Origin of the sequence: Flavobacterium sp. (genome assembly GCF_046296355.1) — a bacterium.
Taxonomy (GTDB): Bacteria; Bacteroidota; Bacteroidia; order Flavobacteriales; family Flavobacteriaceae; genus Flavobacterium.
In genome coordinates, this window is sequence record NZ_JBKBLM010000036.1 from 1 (window position 1) to 24,117 (window position 24,117).

Consider the following 24,117-nt stretch of genomic DNA (forward strand, 5'->3'; position numbering starts at 1 on the left):
AGCATATTGATAAAATTGATTTGAAACTCAATTCGGGAACCAAACAAAAGATAGAAGACTTTGTCACGATGATTAAAAGTTTTCAGGTGATTAACGAACAGCAAGACGCTTTTGTGTTGACGGAACATGTTGCTAAGAAAACCGGTTTGGTACAAGAACTCAAAAAAGACGCCACACCGGAAGGAATTGCTCGTATTGAGAATATCGAAACCTTAATGGGCGGTATCAAAGATTTTATCGAAGGACAAAGAGAAATTGACGGTGCGCGTGGTGCTTTATCTGAATTTTTAGAAGACGTAGCTTTGGCCACCGATTTAGACAATGACACCGGCGATGACGACAGAGTAGCATTGATGACGATTCACTTGGCGAAAGGGTTGGAGTTTCCGTATGTGTTTGTTGTTGGAATGGAAGAAGATTTGTTTCCAAGTGCGATGAGTATGAATACGCGCAGCGAATTGGAAGAAGAAAGAAGATTATTCTATGTCGCTTTAACTCGTGCCGAACACCAAGCGTATTTAACTTACGCACAATCGCGTTACCGTTGGGGAAAACTCACCGATGCCGAACCTTCGCGTTTTATTGAAGAAATTAAAGACGAGTATTTAGAATATATCAATCCAATGGATCGTGGCGGTTATCAATACAAACCAAGTATTGATTTGGATATTTTTGGCGATATCGATAAGTCGAAATTGCGTTTGGCCAAACCCGTTATGGGAACGCCACCAAAAACTTACGGTGAAGAGCCATCATCTTCGGTAAATATTCGTAAATTGAAACCTGTATCAAGCAATGCGCTGGGAAGCACCAATTTATTCGACAGTAAATTGACCGTTGGTAATAAAGTAATGCACGAACGCTTTGGTAAAGGAGAAATCGTAAACCTAGAAGGCATTGGCGCCGACAGAAAAGCCGAAATCAAGTTTGAAGTCGGCGGCATTAAGAAGTTGTTGTTGAGGTTTGCGAAGTTGGATGTGATAGGATAGCTCAATTCACAATATTTCTAAAAGGTCTAACAATATAAGTAGTCTAACAATCAAAATTATGGCCGAGTTTCTCAAAATATATGAAGACAAACCCAACGAAGCGGCTATCAAAAAAGTGGTCGATGTGTTGCGAAATGGTGGTTTGGTGATTTATCCGACGGATACCGTTTATGGTTTGGGTTGTGATATCACCAATTCCAAAGCTTTGGAACGCATTGCCCGAATCAAAGACATCAAGTTGGAGAAAGCCAATTTTTCCTTCGTGTGCAGCGATTTAAGCAATTTGTCTGATTATGTGAAACAGATAGATACTTCGACCTTTAAAATCCTCAAAAGAGCGCTTCCCGGACCTTATACGTTCATTCTTCCTGGAAATAATGATTTGCCAAAAGAATTTAGAAAAAAGAAAACCGTTGGTATTCGTGTGCCGGATAATAATATCGCTTTAGAAATTGTTCGAATGTTGGGCAACCCAATCGTTTCAACCTCCATTCACGATGAAGATGAAGTATTAGAATATTCGACCGATCCTGAATTGATTTTCGAGAAATGGCAGAATAGAGTTGATATGGTTATCGATGGCGGTTACGGCGATAACGTTGGTTCCACTATAATCGACTTGTCGGGACATGAGCCTGTTGTGCTCAGAGAAGGCAAAGGCGATCCGGATATTTTTTAGTATCTATCATAAATAAAAAAAACGTCTCGAGAAATCGAGACGTTTTTTTTATCTGAACACTGTTCACTGAATACTGAACACTATTTCTTCTGGTTCTTCATTTCTTTTTCAATCATTTCATAGAACTCATCAATTTTGGGTAAAATTACGATACGCGTTCTTCTATTAATTGAGCGATTTTCAGAAGTATTGTTTTCTACTAAAGGAATGTATTCACCTCTTCCGGCAGCGATTAATTGTTTTGGATTAACTTTTAAATCTTTAGTCAAAACTCTAACAATAGCGGTTGAACGTTTCACACTCAAATCCCAGTTGTCAACTAAAATGGCGTTTCCTGTGAAAGGAACGTTATCGGTGTGACCTTCTACCATACATTCAAAGGTTGGTTTGTCATTGATTACTTTCGCTACTTTGGCCAAAACTTCTTTAGCTCTGTCACTTACCACATAGCTTCCGCTTTTGAAAAGCAATTTATCAGCAATAGAAATAAACACCACACCTTTATCAACATTTACTTCAATATCCGGATCAGAAATACCTACAGAACTTTTTAGGCTCGTAACCAATGCCAAAGTCACACTGTCTTTTCTAGTCAATGCGTCTTGTAAACGAGTAATTTTGAGGTCTTTTTCTTTTAAACTTTCAAGCGATTTCTCTAAGTTTTGTGCCCCTTTTGAAGTCAACATGGTCAATTCTTTTTGATTGTTAATCAAATCGGAATTGTTTTGTTTTAGGTAATCATTTTGTTTAGAAAGAGCGTCTTTTTCAGTTAAACACAAATTCAATTTGACAGTAGTTGAATTTAATAAGTCTTGACATTCTTTGTTTTGTGCTTCTAATGCAGCAATTTTTTTCTTAGTTCCGCATGAAGTCAACGTTAAAGTAACTAACGAAAGGGCAAAAATTACTTTTCTCATAAATGTTTGATTAAAATTTTAACAAAAATACGATTATTTTGGATGTGACGAGTTTTAGGGAATGATAAACTCTTGTTAAAATCATTTCTCAAAAACGGTGCCGTTCTTGACAAAATAACGGTACACTATGCTTTTGGAATGGTAATAGTTTTCGGAATTTGAAGTACTTCGTTTTTTTAAGTTTCTGTTTATCAAATGATAAAATTCAAAATGGGCTTTGATGATGGCCCAACAATGACTAAATTTTCCTTTCAAAATAAATTGAATTCCCGCCAAACCGTCTAGGCAAAGTCGGGCAAAAATGATGGTAAACAGTTTGCCTTCGGGTAAATTTTTGGTCAGCATCAACAACGAGTTTCTGAAATTCAAAAAGGTTTTCCTCGGATTGCTTTCGTTTAAAGTCGCGCCACCAACGTGATAAACCACCGACTTCGAAGTGTATTTCGCTTTAAAACCCAAATTAAAAGCACGCCAACACAAATCAATCTCTTCCTGATGAGCAAAAAAATCACCGTCAAAACCGTTTAACGTTCGGTAAATGTCTTTGCGAATAAACAAACACGCACCACTGGCCCAAAAGATTTCGCATTCATCATCGTATTGACCGTTGTCTTTTTCAATGGTGTCAAATATTCGCCCGCGACAATAGGGATAACCGAATTGGTCTATAAAACCACCTGCAGCTCCGGCATATTCAAAGTAGGCTTTGTTTTTGTAATCTAAAATTTTGGGTTGAATGATGCCGATATTGGGTTCATTATCAAAGATAGACAGGATAGGAGCAAGCCAGTTTTCTGAAACTTCAACATCCGAATTGACTAAGGCGTAATAGTCTTCTTCTACTTGTTGTAAAGCCACGTTATATCCATTAGCAAAACCAAAATTACCGTCATTTTGAATGATAGTAATTTGAGGAAATTTGGTCTTAATCACCTCAATAGAATTATCGTTTGAAGCATTGTCGGCAACATATATTTTGGCTTCCTCAGAATGCGCTACCACTGAAGGCAAGAACTGCTCCAGCAATTTGGCTCCATTCCAATTGAGTATGACTACGGCTATTTTTTTCAAGGCTTATAAATTTGTAAAATCCGGTAATTCTTTTAAAAAAACATATTGCTCTTTTTCAAAGTCCATTTGACAAAAGTAATGATTTAGTCCGTTGGTTACCATCAAGTATTTTGCGTTAAGTTTGAGATTGTAACGGGCAATTTGGTCAAAAGTATTTTGGGTAATATTGACCTCCGGCGCTTTGCATTCAATTAGTAAAAATATTTCTCCATTCGGTTGAAAAACAACAATATCGTATCGTTTATTGATATCGTTAATTTTGATTAATTTTTCAACGTTGAGGTAGGATTTAGGATATTTTTTTTCTTGTAACAAAAACTGAACTGTGTGTTGGCGAACCCATTCTTCGGGCGTAAGAATGATGAATTTTTTCCTGATGTCATCAAAAATAGAGACTTTATTTTCACTATTTTTGAGGCGAAACGAATAAGAAGGAAAATTCAGTTTTTGCATAAAGCAAAGGTAATTTAAAATTCAAAAATTAAAATTCAAAATGCCATAAAAATGGATGAGGTTGTAAAAATCATCAACGACATTAAAGCCGGAAAAGTAAAACCTATCTATTTTTTAATGGGAGAAGAACCGTATTACATTGACCGAATTACAGAATATCTTGAGCAGAATCTTTTAACAGAAGACGAAAAAGGTTTTAATCAAATGGTATTGTACGGTCGAGACACAACTATTGAAGATATTGTTTCCAATGCCAAACGTTATCCGATGATGGCGGAGCGTCAAGTGGTAATTGTAAAAGAAGCCCAAGATCTATCAAGAACCATTGAAAGCTTAGAATCTTATGCTTTGAATCCGCAGCCGACCACCGTTTTGGTGATGGCTTATAAATATAAAACACTTGATAAGCGCAAAAAATTAGTCAAAATTCTTGATAAGATTGGCTTGGTTTACGAAAGTAAAAAGCTATTCGAAAACCAAGTCGGACAATGGATAACCCGTGTTTTACAAGGCAGAGGTTATTCGATTGAACCCAAGGCTAATGCAATGTTAGTGGCTTTTTTGGGTAATGATTTAAGTAGGATTGCCAATGAATTGACCAAGTTAGAAATTATTTTACCCAAAGGAAGCACCATTACCCCATATCATATTGAGGAAAATATAGGATTCAGTAAAGACTTTAACGTCTTTGAATTCCGAAAAGCCATTGGAGATAAAAACCAGTTGAGAGCTTACCAGATAGCCAATTATTTTGCACAAAACAAAAAAGATAACCCAATGTTTTTAGTTAATGGTCAAGTTTTTTCTTTTTTTTCCTCTTTATTGCTATACCATGGGTTAAAAGACAAGTCTCCGGCTAATGTTGCCAAGGTGCTTAGAGTGAGTCCCTATTTTGTCAATGATTACATTGGTGCATCCAAGAATTATCCAATGAAAAAAGTCAGCGCTATTGTGGCTACTTTACGTGAAATTGATGTCAAAAATAAAGGTGTCGGTGCAGCCAATCTCGGAGAAGCTGATTTATACAAAGAAATGTTGATCAGTATTTTCAGATAGATTTAATCTTTCAAAAATCACTATATTTATTAGTCAAATATTATTCTTATGAAAAAAATATTCCTCTTTGTTTCCTTTATGATTACTTCAATGGCTTTTGCCCAAGAAACCTATATTCACTGTGGTAAAATTATCGACACCAAAAACGGTAAAGTACTCACTAATAAAACCATCATTGTTTCGGGTAAAACCATTTCAAGTGTTGAAGATGGTTTTCTCAATCCAACAGATGCAACTGTAAAAGTTATTGATTTAAAAAGTAAAACGGCAATGCCGGGTTGGATTGATATGCATGTGCATTTAGAAGGAGAAACAAGTCCGACCGCTTATTTGGAAGAGTTCACGCTCAACGATGCCGATGTGGCTTTCAATGCCGAAGTTTTAGCCAAAACGACTTTGATGGCAGGTTTTACCACCGTCAGAGATTTAGGCGGAACCGGAGTTAATGTGTCTTTGAGAAATGCCATTAATAGTGGAAAGATTATCGGACCAAGAATATTTACTGCCGAAAAAGCGATAGGTTCAACCGGAGGTCATGCAGACCCAACGAGCGGTTACCGAAAAGATTTAATGGGCAATCCCGGACCAAAAGAAGGTGTCGTAAACAGCATAGACGATGCCAAACAAGCCGTTCGCCAACGCTATAAAAATGGTGCCGATTGGATTAAAATCACCGCTACCGGTGGTGTTTTAAGTATGGCCAAAAGTGGTTCTAACCCGCAATTTACCGAAGAAGAAATAGCTGTTATAGTAAGCACAGCCAAAGACTACGGAATGAAAGTAGCTGCCCACGCTCATGGTGATGAAGGCATGCAACGCGCCGTAAAAGCCGGTGTAAAAACCATAGAGCACGGAACAGAAATGAGTGAAGCTACTATGGATTTGATGATAAAAAACAATGCCTATTTGGTACCCACCATCACCGCAGGAAAAGAAGTTGAAATGAATGCCAAAAAAGAAAATTATTATCCTGCCATTATTGTTCCCAAAGCCTTAGCTATAGGACCAAAAATTCAAGCCACGTTTGGTAAAGCTTATAAAAGAGGTGTGCCCATTGCTTTCGGAACCGATGCCGGTGTATTTGAGCATGGTCTGAACGCAAAAGAATTTATTTATATGACCGAAGCCGGAATGCCAATCATGAAAGCCTTGCAATCAGCAACAGTAACCAATGCCATGTTGTTGGATATGGATAAAAAAATAGGGGCAATCGAAGCCGGATTTTTGGCAGACATCATTGCCACGGAACTCGACCCTACACAAGATATCAATACTGTTCTTAAGGTAGTTTTTGTTATGAAAGATGGCGTGATTTATAAAAGGGATTAGTGCTGAGGGATATGGAATAAGTTATTTTTCACTCTTTTTCTTATCCCTTTTTCCTTTTGGTTTTTCCCTTTCCCAATTCATAATTTTTACCTAAATTTGCTCTCCTAAAATTAAATACCACAATATATGGCAATGAATAAAAATACAGTCTTAGGCTGGGCTACTTTTATCATGATTATCATGGGATTGTTGCTCATTGCTTTAGGCGCTTTTCGTTATGATGAAACAGCCGGTTGGGGATTTGGCGCCGTTGGTGTTGGTTTCTTAGCCAATGCTTGGGTTTTCAGTTCACTCAAAGGAAGAGTATAAAACAGTATTCAGTGTTCAGTCAGCAGTAGGCAGATTGAACTGTAGAAATTTAAAATCTAATATTTAAAATCTAAAATAAATTATGTCAGATGATAAGAAAGTGATTTTCTCGATGCAACGCTTGAGCAAATCATATCAAGGAAGTGATAAACAAGTATTGAAAAACATCTATTTAAGTTTCTTTTACGGAGCTAAAATCGGGATATTGGGTCTTAATGGCTCAGGAAAATCTTCGTTGTTGAAAATCATTGCGGGAGTAGACAAAAATTACCAAGGCGATGTGGTTTTTCAACCTGGTTATACCGTAGGTTATTTGGAACAAGAACCACAGTTAGATGATACCAAAACTGTAATTGAAGTTGTTCGTGAAGGTGTTGCCGAAACTATGGCAATTCTTGACGAGTTCAATAAAATCAACGATATGTTTGGCTTACCGGAAGTGTATGAAGATGCCGATAAGATGCAAAAACTCATGGACAGACAAGCCGATTTGCAAGACAAAATTGACGCTGCCGGTGCTTGGGAAATTGATAACAAGTTAGAAGTGGCTATGGATGCCTTAAGAACTCCGGAAAGTGATACACCAATCAAACATTTATCAGGTGGTGAAAAACGCCGTGTAGCTTTATGTCGTTTGCTATTACAACAACCTGATGTATTGTTATTAGATGAGCCAACCAACCACTTGGATGCTGAAAGCGTTCTTTGGTTAGAACAACATTTAGCACAATATGCCGGAACTGTAATCGCAGTAACGCACGATAGATACTTCTTGGATAACGTAGCCGGATGGATTTTGGAATTAGACAGAGGCGAAGGTATTCCGTGGAAAGGAAACTATTCTTCTTGGTTAGACCAAAAATCAAAACGCATGGAGCAAGAGGAAAAAGTAGCTTCTAAACGCAGAAAAACATTAGAACGTGAGTTGGATTGGGTTCGCCAAGGTGCCAAAGGTCGTCAGACCAAACAAAAAGCGCGTTTGCAGAACTATGACAAATTGTTAAACGAAGACCAAAAAGAACTCGACGAAAAATTAGAAATCTACATTCCGAATGGTCCGAGATTAGGAACTAATGTGATTGAAGCGAAAGGCGTTGCCAAAGCTTTTGGTGACAAATTATTATATGATAACCTAAACTTTACTTTACCGCAAGCCGGAATTGTTGGAATTATTGGTCCGAATGGTGCCGGTAAATCGACAATCTTCCGAATGATCATGGGCGAAGAAAAAGCCGATGCAGGTGAGTTTATAGTTGGTGATACAGTGAAAATTGCTTACGTTGACCAAGCGCATTCCAATATCAATCCAGATAAATCCATTTGGGAAAACTTTTGTGACGGACAAGAATTGATTATGATGGGCGGAAGACAAGTGAACTCGAGAGCTTATTTGTCTCGTTTTAACTTTGGTGGAAGCGATCAAAACAAAAAAGTTGCCGCATTATCCGGTGGAGAACGTAACCGTTTGCACTTGGCGATGACTTTAAAAGAAGAAGGAAACGTATTGCTATTAGATGAGCCAACAAATGATTTGGACATCAACACGCTTCGTGCTTTGGAAGAAGGTTTGGAAAATTTTGCCGGTTGTGCAGTGGTAATCAGTCACGACAGATGGTTTTTGGACAGAATTTGTACGCATATCTTAGCTTTTGAAGGAAATTCAGAGGTGTATTATTTTGAAGGCGGTTTCTCAGAATATGAAGAAAACAAAAAGAAACGTTTGGGAATTGATGTAACTCCAAAACGAATTAAATATAGAAAGTTGATTAGAAATTAACTTAATGCATTGAAAATCCTGAGTAATCAGGATTTTTTTTTGAATAAAAACTTTATATTTGAACACTCTAACTAACCAAATGAATAAGATTAAACACTATAGTTTACTTTTATTTTTGCTTCTTACTTTGACCACCGTTTATTCGCAAGAAAATGTTGCGGAGAAAGAAGTAATTAAAAAACACCTCAATCAAGCGGTTGTTGATTTTAGTGATGCCAATTATGACAAAGCACTCGAATCTTCTAAACAGGCTTTGGTTAAAGCTTTTGCTATTAATGATGATTTGTTAATTGCCCAATCCTACAATACTATCGGAGCTATTTTTAATGAATGTTCCGAAACTGCCAAAGCCATCGAATTTTACAATAAAGCCTTAGTTTATGCCAAAAAACTGAACAACGATAAAATGTTCAATTGGATTTACAGTAACTTGGGCAGTGTTTACTACTTTAATGATATTGATGTCCCAAAAGGAATCAGTTACTACAAAAAATCGCTTTTTTATGCCATTAAAATTAAGGATACGGCGCAGATTGAATACACCAAACTCAACCTGGCAAGTGCCTATTTTGCAATCCATAAATATGATTTAGGCAACCGACAAATCAATGATATTAAAGAACAAATTTTAAAAAAAGACAATCAAGAGGCCAAAATGTCGTTGCACCTTTTATTGGGAATTTACAACAGTAATAATAATCAAAAAGCCAAAGGAGAAGAACATTTTTTTATTGCCAAAACCATCGCAGAACAAAATGAGTTTGACTCTTTTCTGATTAATATTTACGAAAATCTCGTTAAACATCACAAGCAATACAATGAAACGGAAAAGGCTGAGTTGTATCAAAGCAAATTAGATTCACTTAATAAAATAGTCTATTCCGAAGAAAAAATAGACAATCTCAAAAAAGCGGCTACTCAAATTGAATTACAGGAATACAAAATTCAATTGGGTAAAATTGAAAAAGAGAATGAGCTACAAGAAAAAACGCTAAAAGATTCTAAGCTAATCGTAATTCTATTTATAGTCATTCTGATTATTCTATTGCTGCTGCTGCTGACTTTATACAAAAATATCAAGTTAAGAGAGCAAGCGAATTTAGAATTGACCAAAGCCAACGAAGCCTTGCAAGAAGCCAAAGAAAAGGCTGAAGAAGCTTCCCAACTCAAATCACAGTTTGTGTCAACCATCACACATGAATTAAGAACACCTTTGTATGGCGTTATCGGAATCACCAATATTATCACCGATGAACACAAGGAATTGGCGAACAGTCCGCATTTAAAATCGTTGAAATTTTCGGCTAAATATTTACTGTCGTTGGTTAATGACATCCTTCAAATCAATAAAATTGAAGAAAAAAGAGTGGTTTTGGAGAATCTTATCTTCAATCTAACTGATGAAATCACCACCATACAAAATTCGGTAGAATACATAGCCGATAAAAATAACAATAAGCTAATCATTGAAATAGACACGGCTATTCCGGAGTTTTTGATTGGTGACAAACTTCGTCTTTCACAAATTATAATGAATTTGCTCAGTAACGCCTTAAAGTTTACCAAAAATGGAGACGTAGCACTCATTGCTGACTTAAAAGAGGTGGAAGGAAGCAAATACTTTATTCAATTTAAAGTAAAAGATAATGGTATCGGCATAGCCAATGAACACCAAGATAAAATCTTCGATAAGTTTGTTCAAATAGAACGCAAAGAAGAAGATTACCAGGGTACAGGATTAGGATTGTCTATAGTCTCGAGATTGATTAAACTTTTTGACAGCGATATTTTTTTGGAAAGTGAAGAAAATGTGGGTACTACTTTTACTTTCACTATTGGTTTTGAATATGATGAAAACAAGTCAAGAGAGATTATCAACAACATTGAAGTGGATTTATCCGACAGTCATTTGTATAATATTTTGGTAGTCGAAGACAATAAAATCAACCAAATGGTAACCAAAAAAATCATCCAAAACAGCAATATGAGTTGTACCATTGTGGATGATGGTTATGCCGCAATCGTGGCTTTGGAAAGAGAAAGATTCGATTTGATTTTAATGGATATCAACATGCCGTTAATCAACGGGTTTGAAACTACCAGGAAAATAAGAGAAAAAGGGATTGATATTCCGGTAATTGCTTTGACCGCTTTTGATAAACAAGAAGTAACAGAGGAAGCTATTTCGGCTGGTATGAACGATATTATGGTCAAGCCTTTTGAACCCTCAAAATTATTCCAAGTCATTTCTAATAACATCAAGAAAAGAGAAAGCGTTGATTAATACCAACGCTTTTTATTTTTCTTAGAAGCTTCCGATTTCCTGGAGTTGTTTGTTCCTTCGGGTTTCTTTTTATTTCTTAAATCAGGTTTGGCTTCCGGATTAGGGATTTCGTCTTTCCAAGGAAACGGATGGTCTTTAATGATTTTTACATTGACCTTGATTAGTTTCTGAATGTCTTTCCAATAAGGTTCTTCGTCTTTTCCGCAAAATGAAATAGAGATTCCGCCATTTCCGGCACGACCGGTTCTACCAATTCGGTGAACATAAGTTTCGGGTATATTAGGCAAATCAAAGTTGATTACATAAGGTAAACTTTCAATATCAATCCCACGAGCGGCAATATCTGTTGCTACTAATACCGTGATTTCTTTATTTTTAAAATTGTCTAAAACCCTTTGACGAGCCGTTTGCGATTTATCGCCGTGGATGGCTTCAGCATTTACGCCTTGCTTTTTTAAAGCTTTGACCACATTGTCTGCACCGTGTTTGGTACGAACAAAAACCAAAACATTACTCAAGTTTTCATTGCGTATCAAATGGTACAACAAACCGCGCTTGTCTGATTTGTCGACAAAATAAATTTGCTGCTCTATAATTTCCGCCGTAGAAGAAACCGGAGTTACCGAAACATATTCGGGTTGGTTCAAAAAAGTATCCGCCAATTCACGAATCGCCATCGGCATTGTTGCGGAGAATAAAAGGGTTTGTCTGTTGGTAGGAACCAATTTCACAATCTTTCTAACATCATTGATAAAACCCATGTCGAGCATCAAATCAGATTCGTCTAAAACCAAATAATGCAAATGGTCGAAATCGATAAAACCTTGTTTGTGTAAATCTAATAATCTTCCCGGAGTGGCAATTAAAATGTCAACGCCTTTCTTCAATTGGTCCACTTGCGGCACTTGTGAAACACCGCCAAAAATGGTTAATTGTCTTAAGTTGGTATACTTTCCGTAAGTGTCAAAACTTTCCCCGATTTGTACGGCCAACTCACGAGTTGGGGTAACTACAAGACAACGAATTTGTTTCGTCTTTTTAGACGAACCTACCATTCTGTGTAGGTTGTGTATAATAGGTATGGCAAAAGCTGCTGTTTTCCCTGTACCGGTTTGGGCACAACCTACCAAGTCTTTCCCGGCTAAAATAAAGGGAATCGCTTTTTCTTGAATAGGTGTAGGGCTGGTATATCCTTCTTCAAAGACGGCTCTTTGGATACTATTGGATAATGATAAATCTTCGAATAACATAAAATTTGCTTACGATTAAGTGTAAGCCGAAGCAAAGATAAGGTTTTTAATTTTGACAGAAATTATACTGCCAATTCCTTCCTCGATTTGATAAAATCAGTCACCAAATAACCAATCAATTTACCGATAAGATGGTTGTTTTTTTCTTCACCTAAATCGGGTGCGCCTTCGCAAATGTGCATATAGGAAGCATTTTTATTTTTGCCGAAGAACGACACAAACTGACGCAATTCTTCAATCGAAAAACCGCTCATGGTCATAGCACTACTGGCAATGTTGGGCAAAGCATCTAAATCAATTTCAATGCCGTAAGCATCGTTTTTGATAAAATCATAAGCGGTATTCAACTCTTGCTGGAAGTTTTTTTGTTGGCGTACTTTTATTTCATCATAAGTGTTATAGTTCACTCGGTCTTCCATTTTTTTTAAAATATCAATCACATTTTTGGAAGTGTAGTTTTCGTGTAAACCAAAGATGAAATACTTTTTCAAAAAACCTTCTTCATAAGCATAAGAAAAGCCATTACCACTGTGTCTTCCTTCAAGAATTCTGAAATCGGAGTGCGCATCAAAATTCACTGCATTGATGGGTTTGCCCAATCCTAAAGCTGTTCCTTTAATGTTTCCGTAAGCATTATTGTGGCCGCCGCCAATGATAATAGGGGTTTTGCCGCATTTGATTATAGTGGTTACAATATGAACTACTTCTTTGTCTATTTTTTCAACGAGTGTACTTAACAGTTTTCTGTCGGCTGTTTTGTGAAAGTCAAGGTCTTTGGCTTCTTCCATTTCTGCTGTTGCATCGAATTTTCCTAATACTGCGATTTGGCTTCCTTTACAAAAACGATTGTGCTGAATATTGGCAATACTGCTAATAGCACTTTGCCAGGCCGATGCAGCACCTGGACGACCAAAATTGGCACGAACACCAACGTCTTCGGGAATTCCGACTAAGACATACTTGGCTTCGCATCTTTTCAAAAAATCAATGGGATTTTCGCCTTTGGGAATGGTTAACATTTTTTCGCCAAATTTTACTTCGCCACTTCTGTGGTTGGTAACCTTAGCCAAATCTGTTATTGTGAAAGGAATTAATCTTTCCATTTGAAGAATATTTTCTCAAAAATATAATTTAATTGTTTATTTAACGTTACTATAATAAATATTATTACTTTATATTATTACTTTTGTTAAAATTTAAATTTATAACCTATGGAAAATCAAAACGGTAATTCGAAACTTAAGGCAATCGTAGCAATCTTAGCTATATTATTAGTGGGAAGTTTGGTTTACATCTTCAAATTGACTTCTGATGCAAAGACGATGGAAACTACAGTAGTAGAAATTAAGTCTGAGAAAGAAGCTGTTTTAAAAGATTTAGAAACCCTAAAAGCCACTTATGATGCAGCTCTTGCAGAAAACACATCGATGTCTGACGAATTAATCAAAGAAAGAGACGAAGTAGCAAGACTGATAGCCGAAGTAAAAGCAGCTAAAGGCGATGCCAATTCTTTGAGAAAATACAAAACGCAATACAATGCTTTGGAGCAAAAAATGAAAAACCTAATGCAGGAAGTGGAAGTTCTGAAAACTCAAAACCAAACTTTAACGACTAATTTAGACAGTACCAATGTTGTTTTAGAAGATTCTAAAAAATACAATCAAGTATTGGTAGGTCAAAATGAAGAGTTGGCTAAAACGGTTGAAAAAGGGCAAAAATTGTCGGTAACCAATTTGAAAACTGCGGCTTACAAACTGAGAAGTTCAGGAAAACAAGTTGAAACAGACAAAGCTAGCAGAGCTGATGTATTGCAAATTGGATTTACCATTGCAGAGAACAAAATTGCAAAATCAGGAGACAAAGTTTACTATGTTCAGGTGATTGATGCAAAGAATAACGTGTTGGGTGATAAAGCCACAATTTCTTTTGGCGATACTTCCTTAACCTATAGTTTCACTACTACAGTGAAATATGAAAACAAAACGGTAGATGTAAAAGAGCAATTACCGGGTAAAGATTTTGCTAAAGGAACTTACTTTGTGAATGTATTTGACAAAGGTGAATTGGTTTCAAAAAGCAGTTTCTCTTTAAGATAAACCATAATTAACAGAAATGAAATAGTCCTGAGAAATCAGGACTTTTTTTATGCGATCACTTTTCCGTTGAGCAGTACTTGTTCGATTAAATTACTACCAAAAGCATAAGGCAATTCATAAAAGGAATTGAGCGGTTTAGTAATAATCAAATTGGCTTTTTTACCGATAGTGATACTTCCGTGAGTAGCTGACAATCCCATGGCGTAAGCACCATTGATAGTGGCCGCATTGATCGCTTCTTCGGGTGTCATTTTCATTTTGATACAAGCCGTCGCTACCACAAAATTCATATTGCCTGAAGGCGTCGTTCCCGGATTAAAATCGGAAGCTAAAGCCAATGGCAAACCTGCTGAAATCATTTTTCTCGCCGGAGTATAAGGGATACTGATAAAATAAGAACAACTCGGCAAAGCCACGGCAATCGTTTCGCTGTCTTTTAAAGCCTCAATGTCTTCATCGGTTACAATTTCGAGATGATCTACCGAAAGTGCGTTATGCTTTACGCAAGCGGCAATGCCGTTGATGGCGGTGAATTGGTTCACATGTATTTTGGAACGCAAACCATATTGTTTTCCGGCTTCCATGATGCGTTCGGTTTCTTCGACAGAGAAATAACCGGTTTCTAAAAATGCATCAATATAATCAGCTAGTTTTTCTTCGGCAATTTTCGGCAACATTTCATTGATTATTAAATCGATATAAGCGGCATGGTATTCTTTGAACTCTAAAGGAAAAGCGTGTGCACCAAGGAAAGTTGATTTGATGGCAATCGGATAATTTTGTGCCAATTTTTTAATGACACGCAACATTTTCAATTCGCCTTCCACCGTCAAACCGTAACCCGATTTGATTTCGACAGCTCCGGTGCCTTGTTGGATAACTTCTTCTAAACGTTTTTTGGATTGGTCGTAAATGTCTTCCTCGGAAGTTTCGTTGAGTTTTTTGGCCGAATTTAAAATCCCGCCACCGCGACTGGCAATTTCTTCATAAGTCAGGCCATTGATTCTATTGACAAATTCTTGTTCGCGATTACCGGCATAAACAATGTGGGTATGACTGTCGCACCAACTTGGTAACACTATTTTCCCTAAGGCATCAATCGTTTTATCGGCATTAATTTTGGGACAATCAGTCATAGAACCAAAAGCTGCTATTGTATCATTTTCTATCAAAAGAAAGGCGTTTTTTATCGAAGGCAATATCGCCATTTCGCTACCCGAAACTTTGTCAACGTGAGTTTCTCGGACTTGCAATAATTCTTTGATGTTGATGATTAACGTTTGCATAGGATGATTTTTGGTAAAAATAGTTTGAAAAAAATAAATATGCTTAATTTTAAACAAATTTAGAATTCGTGAGAAAAATAAAATATAAAAAAGGAAAAAAAGTTCAGCTTACATTTTTGGATTATACCGGTGTTCATAAGCAAATTAAAACGGAGATGCAGTTGTTTGTTTATGACACGGATGACTTAACAGAGTATAAAGAATTTAATAAATCTCAATTAGACAAATGCTTTGAATCATCTAAAGTGAATTGGCTCAATATTCACGGATTAAATGATACTGAAGTGATCAAATCGGTTGGAGATTTTCTTAATGTGGACAATTTCATGTTGGGCGATATTTTGAATACCACCAAAAGAACCAAGCTGGATGAATACCATGATGTTTTATTTTTTAATATCAAGTCGTTATTGCCGGTTGAGAACAGTAATAATATTATTGTTGAGCAAGTCAGTTTCCTATTGAAGAACGGGATTTTGGTTTCTTTTCAAGAGAAACGAAGTGACTACTTTACCCATATTCGCGAACGCATCCGAACGCATTCGGGCATAGTAAGAGACAAGAAAGCGGACTATCTTTTGTATTTATTGTTGGATTCGATTATGGAGAATTTCTACATCACCATTGAAAATGAAGAAGACAGAGTAGAAGAGTTGATTGATATTTCAAAAACCAGTACCAATCCTGAAATTCTGGAACAAATTGAAAAGCACCGCGATAATTTCAACTTTTTAAAACGCTCGATTATTCCGCTACGCGATTCTTTGTATTCCATCAAAAGCATGAAAGACGATAATGTGTTCAATGCGATTGAGTCTGATAATTACAGTTTTTTTTCGCGTTTGCATCAAAAATGTTTGGAGCTTTTGGAACAAATTGAATACGATTTGACTTCTTTAGACAGCGCTTCGAGTTTTTACTTTTCGACCCAAAATCAAAAGCTGAATCAAGTCATGAAAACTTTGACCGTGGTTTCGGTATTCTTTATGCCATTGACGTTTATCGTAGGTGTATACGGAATGAACTTTGACAACATGCCCGAACTGCATTGGAAATATGGCTATTTTATAATAATGGGATTCATGTTTCTTTTATTGCTCGGCATGATTTACTATTTCAAAAAGAAAAAGTGGTATTAAAAATTGCCAATTCCGAATTACGATTTTTTTAAACTTGCCTTCAAGTAGAGTAAGCCAAATATTCCGGCAATTGAGGACGAAATCAGAATCATGATTTTAGCATTGTTGATATGTTCAACATCGGAAAAGGCGAGGAGTGTGATAAAAATGGACATCGTAAATCCGATACCGCCTAAAAAACTTACGCCAAAAATTGATTGCCAATTCAAGTCTTCCGGTAGTTGGCTTATTTTGAGTTTTACGGCTAAAAAGCTGAAGAGCCAAATGCCAATGGGTTTTCCAATAATTAATCCGGCTGCAATTCCCAAAGTATAGTTGTGGCTTAAGGCTTGCTGCCAATCAGAGTTTAAAATGATAGCAGTATTGGCCAAAGCAAAAAGTGGTAGGATTATGAAGGCGACGGGTTTGTGCAAAAAGTGTTGTAAGATATAAGAAGTTGATTTTTTGTTACCGTTTCCAAATGGGATAGCAAAGGCCAATAAAACTCCGGTAATAGTAGCATGAACACCCGAATTCAGCATAAAATACCACATGACAACGCCTAAGAGCAAATAGGGAATAAGGTTGCGAACTTTGAGTCGGTTCAACACCAATAAGAACGCAAAAATTCCTAAAGCGATTAGTAGATTACTCCAGATTAAATTTTTGGTATAAAAAATAGCGATAATCAAAATGGCGCCTAAGTCATCGATTACGGCAAGTGCGGTTAAAAATATTTTAAGCGAAATAGGTACTCTGTTTCCCAGTAATGACAAAATTCCCAATGCAAAAGCAATATCGGTAGCCATAGGAATTCCGGCACCCGATTGGGTTTCTGTACCATAATTCATTAATAGATATATTCCGGCGGGAACTAACATTCCACCTAAAGCGGCAAAGATAGGCAGTAAAGCATTTTTAATATTGGACAATTCACCGGCATAAATTTCTCTTTCTAATTCTAATCCTATTAATAAAAAGAAAATGGTCATTAAACCGTCATTTATCCAATGCTCAAAGGAATGATGACCGATTTGGAAATGCCAGAGGGCTAGATATTCTTCGCTCCAATAAGAGTTGGTTAACAATAAGGAAAGTACAGTGCAAGCTATCAGTACAAATCCACCGGCTTTTTCACTGTCAAAGAAATCGTTGAATAGTTTGGTAATTCTCATATTTCAAAGATAAAAAAAAGCACCCGTTTCCGGATGCTTTTAAAGTAATTATAAAAGTTTTTTGGGTTTTAGAGACTTGTGATAATAAATTCACTTCTTCTGTTTAACTGGTGTTCTTCCTCAGTACATTTTACATTGTCGGCACATTTGTTAACCAATTCTGTTTCTCCTAAACCTTCTGAAGTTAAACGATCGGCAGCAATACCATTTTTGATTAACCAATCTCTGGTAGATTTTGCTCTACGGTCAGATAGTTTTTCGTTGTAAGCAAAAGAAGCACGGCTGTCTGTATGTGAACGAATGTTGATTTTCATCGTTGGGTTTTGGTTCAATACATCCAATAATTTAGCTAAATCAACTGCAGCATCCGGACGGATATTCCATTTGTCTAAGTCGAAGTAAATGATATTGATTTTGAAACAATCGGCTAAATCGTCACCAATTTTCACGCGACAAGTTTTAGTTTTAAGTTCAATATTCAACTCTGTTTTTCCTGATTCAGTACCAATGATTACCGGAACTTCTTTGGTTTCATAATCTTCAAGAGAAGCATTTACATAGTATTTGGCACCACATTCAACTTCGGTGAATTCATATTTACCTTCAGCATCAGAAACGGTTTCTTTTACTTTATTGAATTTTTCATCCATCAACACCAATTTAGTATTTGGCAATACAGCTTTGGTATCTTCATCGGTGATAACACCATATAAAATTTGGTCACAGAAAATAGGACGTGTTTCTAAGAATTTATAGATATCATCACTTCCTTGTCCGCCATCTCTGTTAGAGCTAAGGAAACCTTTTTTGGATTTAAAGTCAATGATGAATCCAAAATCATCTTTTGAACTGTTTCCTTCTTCACCTATGTTTAAAACTTGTTTGAAATTTAGGCTGCCGTCTTTAGGGATTCTGGTAACAAATATATCTAAACCACCTAAACCAGGTTGACCGTCAGAAGCAAAATACAATTCATTATCACTTGAGATGAAAGGATAGGTTTCTCTACCTTCTGAGTTGATGGCATCACCAAGATTTTCCGGCGTTCCTAAACTTCCGTCTTCGTTTATTTTTACTCTGTAAAGGTCAGATTGTCCTTTAGTTCCAGGCATATCTGATGCAAAGTATAATGTTTTTTCATCAGGAGATAGGGCAGGATGCGCTGCTTGGTAACTATCGCTATTGAAATTCAATGGAGTAATATTTATCCATTTTCCTTCATCATCAAGGTTGGCTTTATAAATTTTTAATAAAGTTACTTTGTTGGCATCAAAACCTCTTCCGTCTAAATAGTTATTTCTGGTGAAATAAACTGTTTTTCCGTCTTTAGTAAAGGCTGGCGTATCTTCGTGGTATTTGGTATTGATTTTTTTACCAAATTTATCTACACCTGTTAATCCACCGTCTTCTCCTAAAGCTGAACTGTATAAGTTAGTAAAGTACTGACCTGTCCAAGTGTGAATTCTTTTCGAGAAGTTACCGGTATCACGGGCTGAAGTAAAAATTACTTTGGTTCCCATATAAGCCGGACCATAATCAGAATATTTAGAGTTAATTCCGGCATCTTCAATTTTGTAGCGCCCTGAATTCTTTTTGATTTCGGCTAAATAGTCTTTCTTTTTATTGAACAATTTGGCTCTCGTATCATTACCGCTTTTTTCATTGAATTTATCCATCATAGCATCCGCTTTTGGATAGTCTTTTACGGCTCTCAACGTTTGGGCAAAACGATAGTAGAATTCTGCTTCCTGCTCAGGGTTTGTTGCATATAGTTCGCTATACCATTTGTTTGCTTTTTCTAATTCGGCATTAAAATAGTAGGCGTTACCAATTTTGAGTATCATGTCAGGAGATTTGTACCCTTTTTCATAGATGCGTTCATAAGTTTTGATGGCATCAATATAAGCGTACTTTTCGTACTCCTTATTACCTTTTACTTCTGTTCTTCCACCTTGTGAATAACTGTTCACGGCAGCGAAAGTCAATAGTACTAAATATATAATTTTATTTTTCATAATCGTTGTGTTATTAGAAGAATCTAGGTGATACCAATTTACTAACTTTATTGAACAACTCGAAACGAATGAATACCTCGTGAGAACCAGAGTTATAGTTTCTTAATTCGGTTGTTTCCATATCATAACTATAGCCAATAAATAGACCATCAGTAACTTGAAAACCGGCTAAGGCACTTACGGCAGCATCCCATCGGTAAGCCGCACCAAGCATCAACTTATCAAAGAATAAGAAGTTAGCTGAAGCATCAACCTGTAAAGGAGAACCGGTTACCAATTTAGTTAAGAATGCAGGTTTGAATTTAACCGAAGGTGTGATGTCAAAAACATAACCTCCAATGGCATAAAAATTCATTCTTTCCTGAAATACAGCCACCTCATTGTCGTTGTATTTTGAATCTTGTAAAAAGTTGGGTACCGAAAGACCAAAATAAAATTTATCAGAATGTAAATACACACCGGCTCCAAAGTTTGGCGAAAATTCATTGTCAAAATTTTGAAGATTTGGATCGCCAGAATCAGCAGGATTCAATTGATTCACATCTAAGTTGAATATATTACCGCTGGCTTTAATACCAAAAGATAACTTGTAATCTTCCGACATTGGAATTGTATATGATAAATCAGCCGAAATGGTATTGTCTTTAGTAGGACCGATTTTGTCACTTACTACAGATAAACCAACACCTAAGTTACTATTGTTTATTGGAGTATTGATGGAAAAAGCGTTTGTTGTTGGCGCTCCGTCTAATCCTACCCATTGGGTACGATGTAGTCCGAAAATACTCATAACTCCTCTTGATCCTGCATAAGCGGGATTGATATTGATGGTGTTATACATGTATTGGGTATACTGTGCGTCTTGCTGAGCAAAACCTGTATAACACGTTAACATCAAAGCGAAAATTAAAATTTTTGTTCTCATATTTTCTTTATTTATCCTGAGGGTTTTTACACCCTCAGGAGTTAGTAGGTTTATCTGGTTAAGTATAAATATCCGTCTTTAACAATTCTTTCACCAGTAGTAGTTGTCCACTCAATGATGTAGAAATACGTTCCGGTTGGTAATTCCTCAGACTTACTAACAGTAACTCTTCCTTCAGAGATACCTTCAAATCTTCTGGTATTGTTGTCGTAGTTTTTGGTTTCATAAACTAAAACTCCCCAGCGGTTGTAAATTTGAACATTATTTGTCGGATAACAATCGATGTCCTCAATATTTTCAATATTGAAATATTGATTGAAAGAGTCACCATTTGGTGTAAACGCATTGTGAATAATAATGTTATCACAATCACCAACGAAACCGACACGTATTGGTAAATTATAAACAGTTGGACAAGTACCATTATAAACAGTGTAGCTGAATAAATATACATCTGGTGTAATTTCAAATGGGTTAAACGTATTGTTAGTAGCATTAAATCCTCCAACATTATCTACATTCGTCCATGTTCCACCGCTTACCCCAGTTGGTAAGAATGAATCTAAAGAGATATTTTCATTAATAGTATTACTTGTTTGAACTTCATCAAGATTAATTACCTCAGAGGTTTGATTTACATATACATACTGAGTGTAAGTTTGCGATAAGTTGCCACAAGCATCAGATACAACCCATGTTCTGGTAATTGTATAAGAACCATTATTAACTTCCGATGTGGTTTCTGTGTACACAGGTGAACCAACAGCTGAACAGTTATCAGTAAACTCTAATGTAGGAGGCGCAGGGATTTCTGTACAATCTACATCAACTTTTGGATCTAATGGCGTAATTAATACCGGTCCAGCAGTGTCAGAAACTCCAATGGTTTGAGTTTGTGTGCTAGTATTTCCACAAGCATCAGTAGCAGTCCATGTTCTAATAATTTGATAGTTAGAAGGACAGTTTCCTTGAACAATTGTTTCAACCATTGTTACCGTTGCGGTTCCACAGTTATCAGTTGCGGTTAATACAGCTGCAACAGGGATGTTATCACATGAAGCAGAAGTATTAGCTGGTGCCACCTCATTAAATGTAGGAACAACAGTGTCATTTACGGTTATCGTTTGCGATACAGATGAAGTATTATTACAAGCATCAGTGAAAGTCCATGTTCTGTTTACAGTAAACGAGTTTGGACAATCTCCTTGAACAATACTGTCAACACCTTGTACAGTTATTGAATCTCCACAGTTATCAGTAGCTGTTAATGAAATTGTTGCAGGTACATCACCGGCACAAGTTACAGTTACGTCAGCAGGAGCTGCAGGAGCTGTAGGAGCAGTTTCATCTACAACGCTTATAGTTTGTGATACTGAAGATGTATTATCACAGGCATCAGTGAAAGTCCAAGTTCTAGTTACAGTGAACGAGTTCGGACAATCTCCTTGAATAGTACTGTCAACACCGTCTACTGTGATGAAATCTCCACAGTTATCAGTCGCAGTGAGCGATATCATTGCAGGAACTTCACCGGCACAAGCAACAGTTATGTTAGCAGGTGCTTCAGGAACAACTGGAGCAATAGTGTCATTAACAGTTATTGTTTGTGATACAGATGAAGTATTATTACAAGCATCAGTGAAAGTCCAAGTTCTGGTTACAATAAACGAATTAGGACAATCTCCTTGAACAATACTGTCAGCACCTTGGGCAGTAATTAAATCTCCACAGTTATCAGTCGCAGTTAGCGAAATCATTGCAGGTACATCACCGGCACAAGCTACAGTTACGTTAGCTGGTGCTTCAGGAGCTACCGGAGCAGTTTCATCTACAACGCTAATAGTTTGAGATACAGAAGATGAGTTTCCACAAGCATCAGTGAAAGTCCAAGTTCTAGTTACAGAGAACGAGTTCGGACAGTTACCTTGAGTTGTAGTGTCAACACCTTCAACAGTAATTTCACCTGAACAGTTATCAAAAGCAGTAAGCGAAATCATTGCAGGCACATCACCGGCACAATCTACAGTTACGTTAGCAGGTGCTTCAGGAGCTACCGGAGCAATAGTATCACTTACAGTAATTGTTTGAGATACAGAAGATGAGTTTCCACAAGTATCAGTGAAAGTCCAAGTTCTGGTTACAATAAACGAATTAGTACAATCTCCTTGAACAATACTGTCAGCACCTTGGGCAGTAATTAAATCTCCACAGTTATCAGTCGCAGTAAGCGAAATCATTGCAGGTACATCACCGGCACAAGCTACAGTTACGTTAGCTGGTGCTTCAGGAGCAACCGGAGCAATAGTATCACTTACAGTAATTGTTTGAGATACAGAAGATGAGTTTCCACAAGCATCAGTGAAAGTCCAAGTTCTGGTTACAGAGAACGAGTTCGGACAGTTACCTTGAGTTGTAGTATCAACACCTTGAGCAGTTATTTCACCTGAACAGTTATCAAAAGCAGTAAGCGAAATCATTGCAGGCACATCACCGGCACAAGCTACAGTTACGTTAGCAGGTGCTTCAGGAGCTACCGGAGCAGTTTCATCTACAACGCTAATGGTTTGAGATACAGATGAAGTGTTATTACAAGCATCAGTGAAAGTCCAAGTTCTAGTTACAGAGAACGAGTTCGGACAGTTACCTTGAGTTGTAGTGTCAACACCTTCAACAGTAATTTCACCTGAACAGTTATCAAAAGCAGTAAGCGAAATCATTGCAGGCACATCACCTGCACAAGCTACAGTTACGTTAGCTGGTGCTTCAGGAGCAACCGGAGCAATAGTATCACTTACAGTAATTGTTTGAGATACAGAAGATGAGTTTCCACAAGCATCAGTGAAAGTCCAAGTTCTGGTTACAGAGAACGAGTTCGGACAGTTACCTTGAGTTGTAGTATCAACACCTTGAGCTGTAATTTCATTAGAACAGTTATCAGTTGCAGTTAATGAAACATTAGCCGGTATGTCAGTCGCACAAGCCACAGTTACGTTAGCAGGTGCTTCAGGAGCAACAGGATTTTGAGTATCATTAATAGTAAAGGTAGCTGATGATGAAGCGGTATTTCCACATTCGTCAGTTGCAGTAAATACAACAGTTACAGCTGCTGAACAATCATTGGCAATTTCACTAAAGTTATTAGTCCAAGTTACAGGTGAACACTCATCTGTTGCTGTGGCACCACCATTATTAGTTAACCAAGTGTACAAAGCAAGTTCGTTACCATTTCCATCACACTCAGCTATAATATTAGATGCTTGATTTGTAATAACCGGAGCAGTTACGTCTTGTACGTTTATAGTTTGTGAAGCTGTAGAAGAATTTCCACAAGCATCAGTAGCCGTCCAAGTTCTGGTTACAGAGTATGAACCTGCACAATTACCATTAG

19 protein-coding genes are annotated in these 24,117 nt (G+C 36.9%); 9 read left to right on the forward strand and 10 right to left on the reverse strand.

Features of this window, described 5'->3' with window-relative positions:
* Window positions 1-989 (forward strand): 3'-5' exonuclease (locus ACK4HO_RS11720; RefSeq protein ID WP_409666016.1); only part of this gene is annotated, 989 nt, incomplete at its 5' end.
* 58 nt (window positions 990-1,047) lie between these two features.
* Complete coding sequence (locus ACK4HO_RS11725; RefSeq protein WP_409666018.1) at window positions 1,048-1,668, forward strand: L-threonylcarbamoyladenylate synthase; 621 nt, start codon at window positions 1,048-1,050, stop codon at window positions 1,666-1,668.
* Between the two features lie 80 nt (window positions 1,669-1,748).
* Here ACK4HO_RS11725 and ACK4HO_RS11730 read toward each other — a convergent pair whose 3' ends face one another.
* The 3 genes from ACK4HO_RS11730 to ACK4HO_RS11740 all read right to left on the reverse strand — a co-directional run bounded on the left by ACK4HO_RS11730 (window position 1,749) and on the right by ACK4HO_RS11740 (window position 4,109).
* A complete protein-coding gene (locus ACK4HO_RS11730) occupies window positions 1,749-2,585 on the reverse strand; it encodes a flagellar motor protein MotB (RefSeq protein ID WP_409666020.1) in 837 nt (278 codons plus the stop codon).
* A gap of 81 nt (window positions 2,586-2,666) precedes the next feature.
* Window positions 2,667-3,656, reverse strand: a complete 990-nt coding sequence (locus tag ACK4HO_RS11735; RefSeq protein ID WP_409666021.1) for a glycosyltransferase family 2 protein — start codon at window positions 3,654-3,656, stop codon at window positions 2,667-2,669.
* A 3-nt stretch (window positions 3,657-3,659) separates the two neighbouring features.
* A complete protein-coding gene (locus ACK4HO_RS11740; RefSeq protein ID WP_409666023.1) occupies window positions 3,660-4,109 on the reverse strand; it encodes a type I restriction enzyme HsdR N-terminal domain-containing protein in 450 nt (149 codons plus the stop codon).
* A gap of 51 nt (window positions 4,110-4,160) precedes the next feature.
* Here ACK4HO_RS11740 and holA point away from each other — a divergent pair, with 51 nt between their 5' ends.
* The 5 genes from holA to ACK4HO_RS11765 all read left to right on the forward strand — a co-directional run bounded on the left by holA (window position 4,161) and on the right by ACK4HO_RS11765 (window position 10,864).
* Window positions 4,161-5,165, forward strand: a complete 1,005-nt coding sequence (gene holA, locus ACK4HO_RS11745) for a DNA polymerase III subunit delta (protein WP_409666025.1) — start codon at window positions 4,161-4,163, stop codon at window positions 5,163-5,165.
* A 48-nt stretch (window positions 5,166-5,213) separates the two neighbouring features.
* Window positions 5,214-6,494 (forward strand): amidohydrolase family protein, encoded by a 1,281-nt coding sequence (locus ACK4HO_RS11750; protein ID WP_409666027.1) that lies wholly within the window; start codon window positions 5,214-5,216, stop codon window positions 6,492-6,494.
* A gap of 126 nt (window positions 6,495-6,620) precedes the next feature.
* On the forward strand, window positions 6,621-6,803 hold the full coding sequence (locus ACK4HO_RS11755) for a CAL67264 family membrane protein (protein ID WP_171222567.1): 183 nt from the start codon (window positions 6,621-6,623) through the stop codon (window positions 6,801-6,803).
* 82 nt (window positions 6,804-6,885) lie between these two features.
* On the forward strand, window positions 6,886-8,580 hold the full coding sequence (ettA, locus tag ACK4HO_RS11760; RefSeq protein ID WP_409666029.1) for an energy-dependent translational throttle protein EttA: 1,695 nt from the start codon (window positions 6,886-6,888) through the stop codon (window positions 8,578-8,580).
* Window positions 8,581-8,659: 79 nt separating this feature from the next.
* Window positions 8,660-10,864 carry a response regulator gene (locus ACK4HO_RS11765; protein ID WP_409666031.1) on the forward strand — a complete coding sequence of 735 codons (2,205 nt, stop codon included), beginning with the start codon at window positions 8,660-8,662 and terminating at the stop codon, window positions 10,862-10,864.
* On the opposite strand, the gene ACK4HO_RS11770 is transcribed toward ACK4HO_RS11765, so the two are convergent.
* On the reverse strand, window positions 10,861-12,114 hold the full coding sequence (locus tag ACK4HO_RS11770; RefSeq protein ID WP_409666033.1) for a DEAD/DEAH box helicase: 1,254 nt from the start codon (window positions 12,112-12,114) through the stop codon (window positions 10,861-10,863). The genes ACK4HO_RS11765 and ACK4HO_RS11770 overlap by 4 nt on opposite strands.
* Before the next feature lie 62 nt (window positions 12,115-12,176).
* Window positions 12,177-13,217 carry a formimidoylglutamase gene (locus tag ACK4HO_RS11775; protein WP_409666035.1) on the reverse strand — a complete coding sequence of 347 codons (1,041 nt, stop codon included), beginning with the start codon at window positions 13,215-13,217 and terminating at the stop codon, window positions 12,177-12,179.
* A gap of 108 nt (window positions 13,218-13,325) precedes the next feature.
* Here ACK4HO_RS11775 and ACK4HO_RS11780 point away from each other — a divergent pair, with 108 nt between their 5' ends.
* Window positions 13,326-14,210: a hypothetical protein gene (locus ACK4HO_RS11780; protein ID WP_409666036.1), complete on the forward strand. Its 885-nt coding sequence runs from the start codon at window positions 13,326-13,328 to the stop codon at window positions 14,208-14,210.
* A 47-nt stretch (window positions 14,211-14,257) separates the two neighbouring features.
* Here the strand turns inward: ACK4HO_RS11780 and hutI are convergent, their stop codons facing one another.
* Window positions 14,258-15,496, reverse strand: a complete 1,239-nt coding sequence (gene hutI / locus ACK4HO_RS11785; protein WP_409666038.1) for an imidazolonepropionase — start codon at window positions 15,494-15,496, stop codon at window positions 14,258-14,260.
* A 68-nt stretch (window positions 15,497-15,564) separates the two neighbouring features.
* Between hutI and corA the strand changes: the two genes are divergently transcribed.
* Entirely contained in the window at window positions 15,565-16,635 is a 1,071-nt protein-coding gene (gene corA / locus ACK4HO_RS11790) for a magnesium/cobalt transporter CorA (protein ID WP_409666039.1), read from the forward strand.
* A gap of 17 nt (window positions 16,636-16,652) precedes the next feature.
* Here the strand turns inward: corA and nhaA are convergent, their stop codons facing one another.
* The 4 genes from nhaA to ACK4HO_RS11810 all read right to left on the reverse strand — a co-directional run.
* Window positions 16,653-17,789: a Na+/H+ antiporter NhaA gene (gene nhaA / locus ACK4HO_RS11795; protein WP_409666041.1), complete on the reverse strand. Its 1,137-nt coding sequence runs from the start codon at window positions 17,787-17,789 to the stop codon at window positions 16,653-16,655.
* A gap of 68 nt (window positions 17,790-17,857) precedes the next feature.
* Window positions 17,858-19,804, reverse strand: a complete 1,947-nt coding sequence (locus tag ACK4HO_RS11800; RefSeq protein ID WP_409666042.1) for an OmpA family protein — start codon at window positions 19,802-19,804, stop codon at window positions 17,858-17,860.
* 13 nt (window positions 19,805-19,817) lie between these two features.
* The gene (locus ACK4HO_RS11805) at window positions 19,818-20,729 is read right to left on the reverse strand and encodes a type IX secretion system membrane protein PorP/SprF (RefSeq protein ID WP_409666044.1); all 912 of its coding nucleotides are present in this window, start codon (window positions 20,727-20,729) and stop codon (window positions 19,818-19,820) included.
* A 50-nt stretch (window positions 20,730-20,779) separates the two neighbouring features.
* Window positions 20,780-24,117, reverse strand: a 3,338-nt coding sequence (locus ACK4HO_RS11810; protein WP_409666046.1) for a gliding motility-associated C-terminal domain-containing protein, incomplete at its 5' end; no start/stop codon positions are given.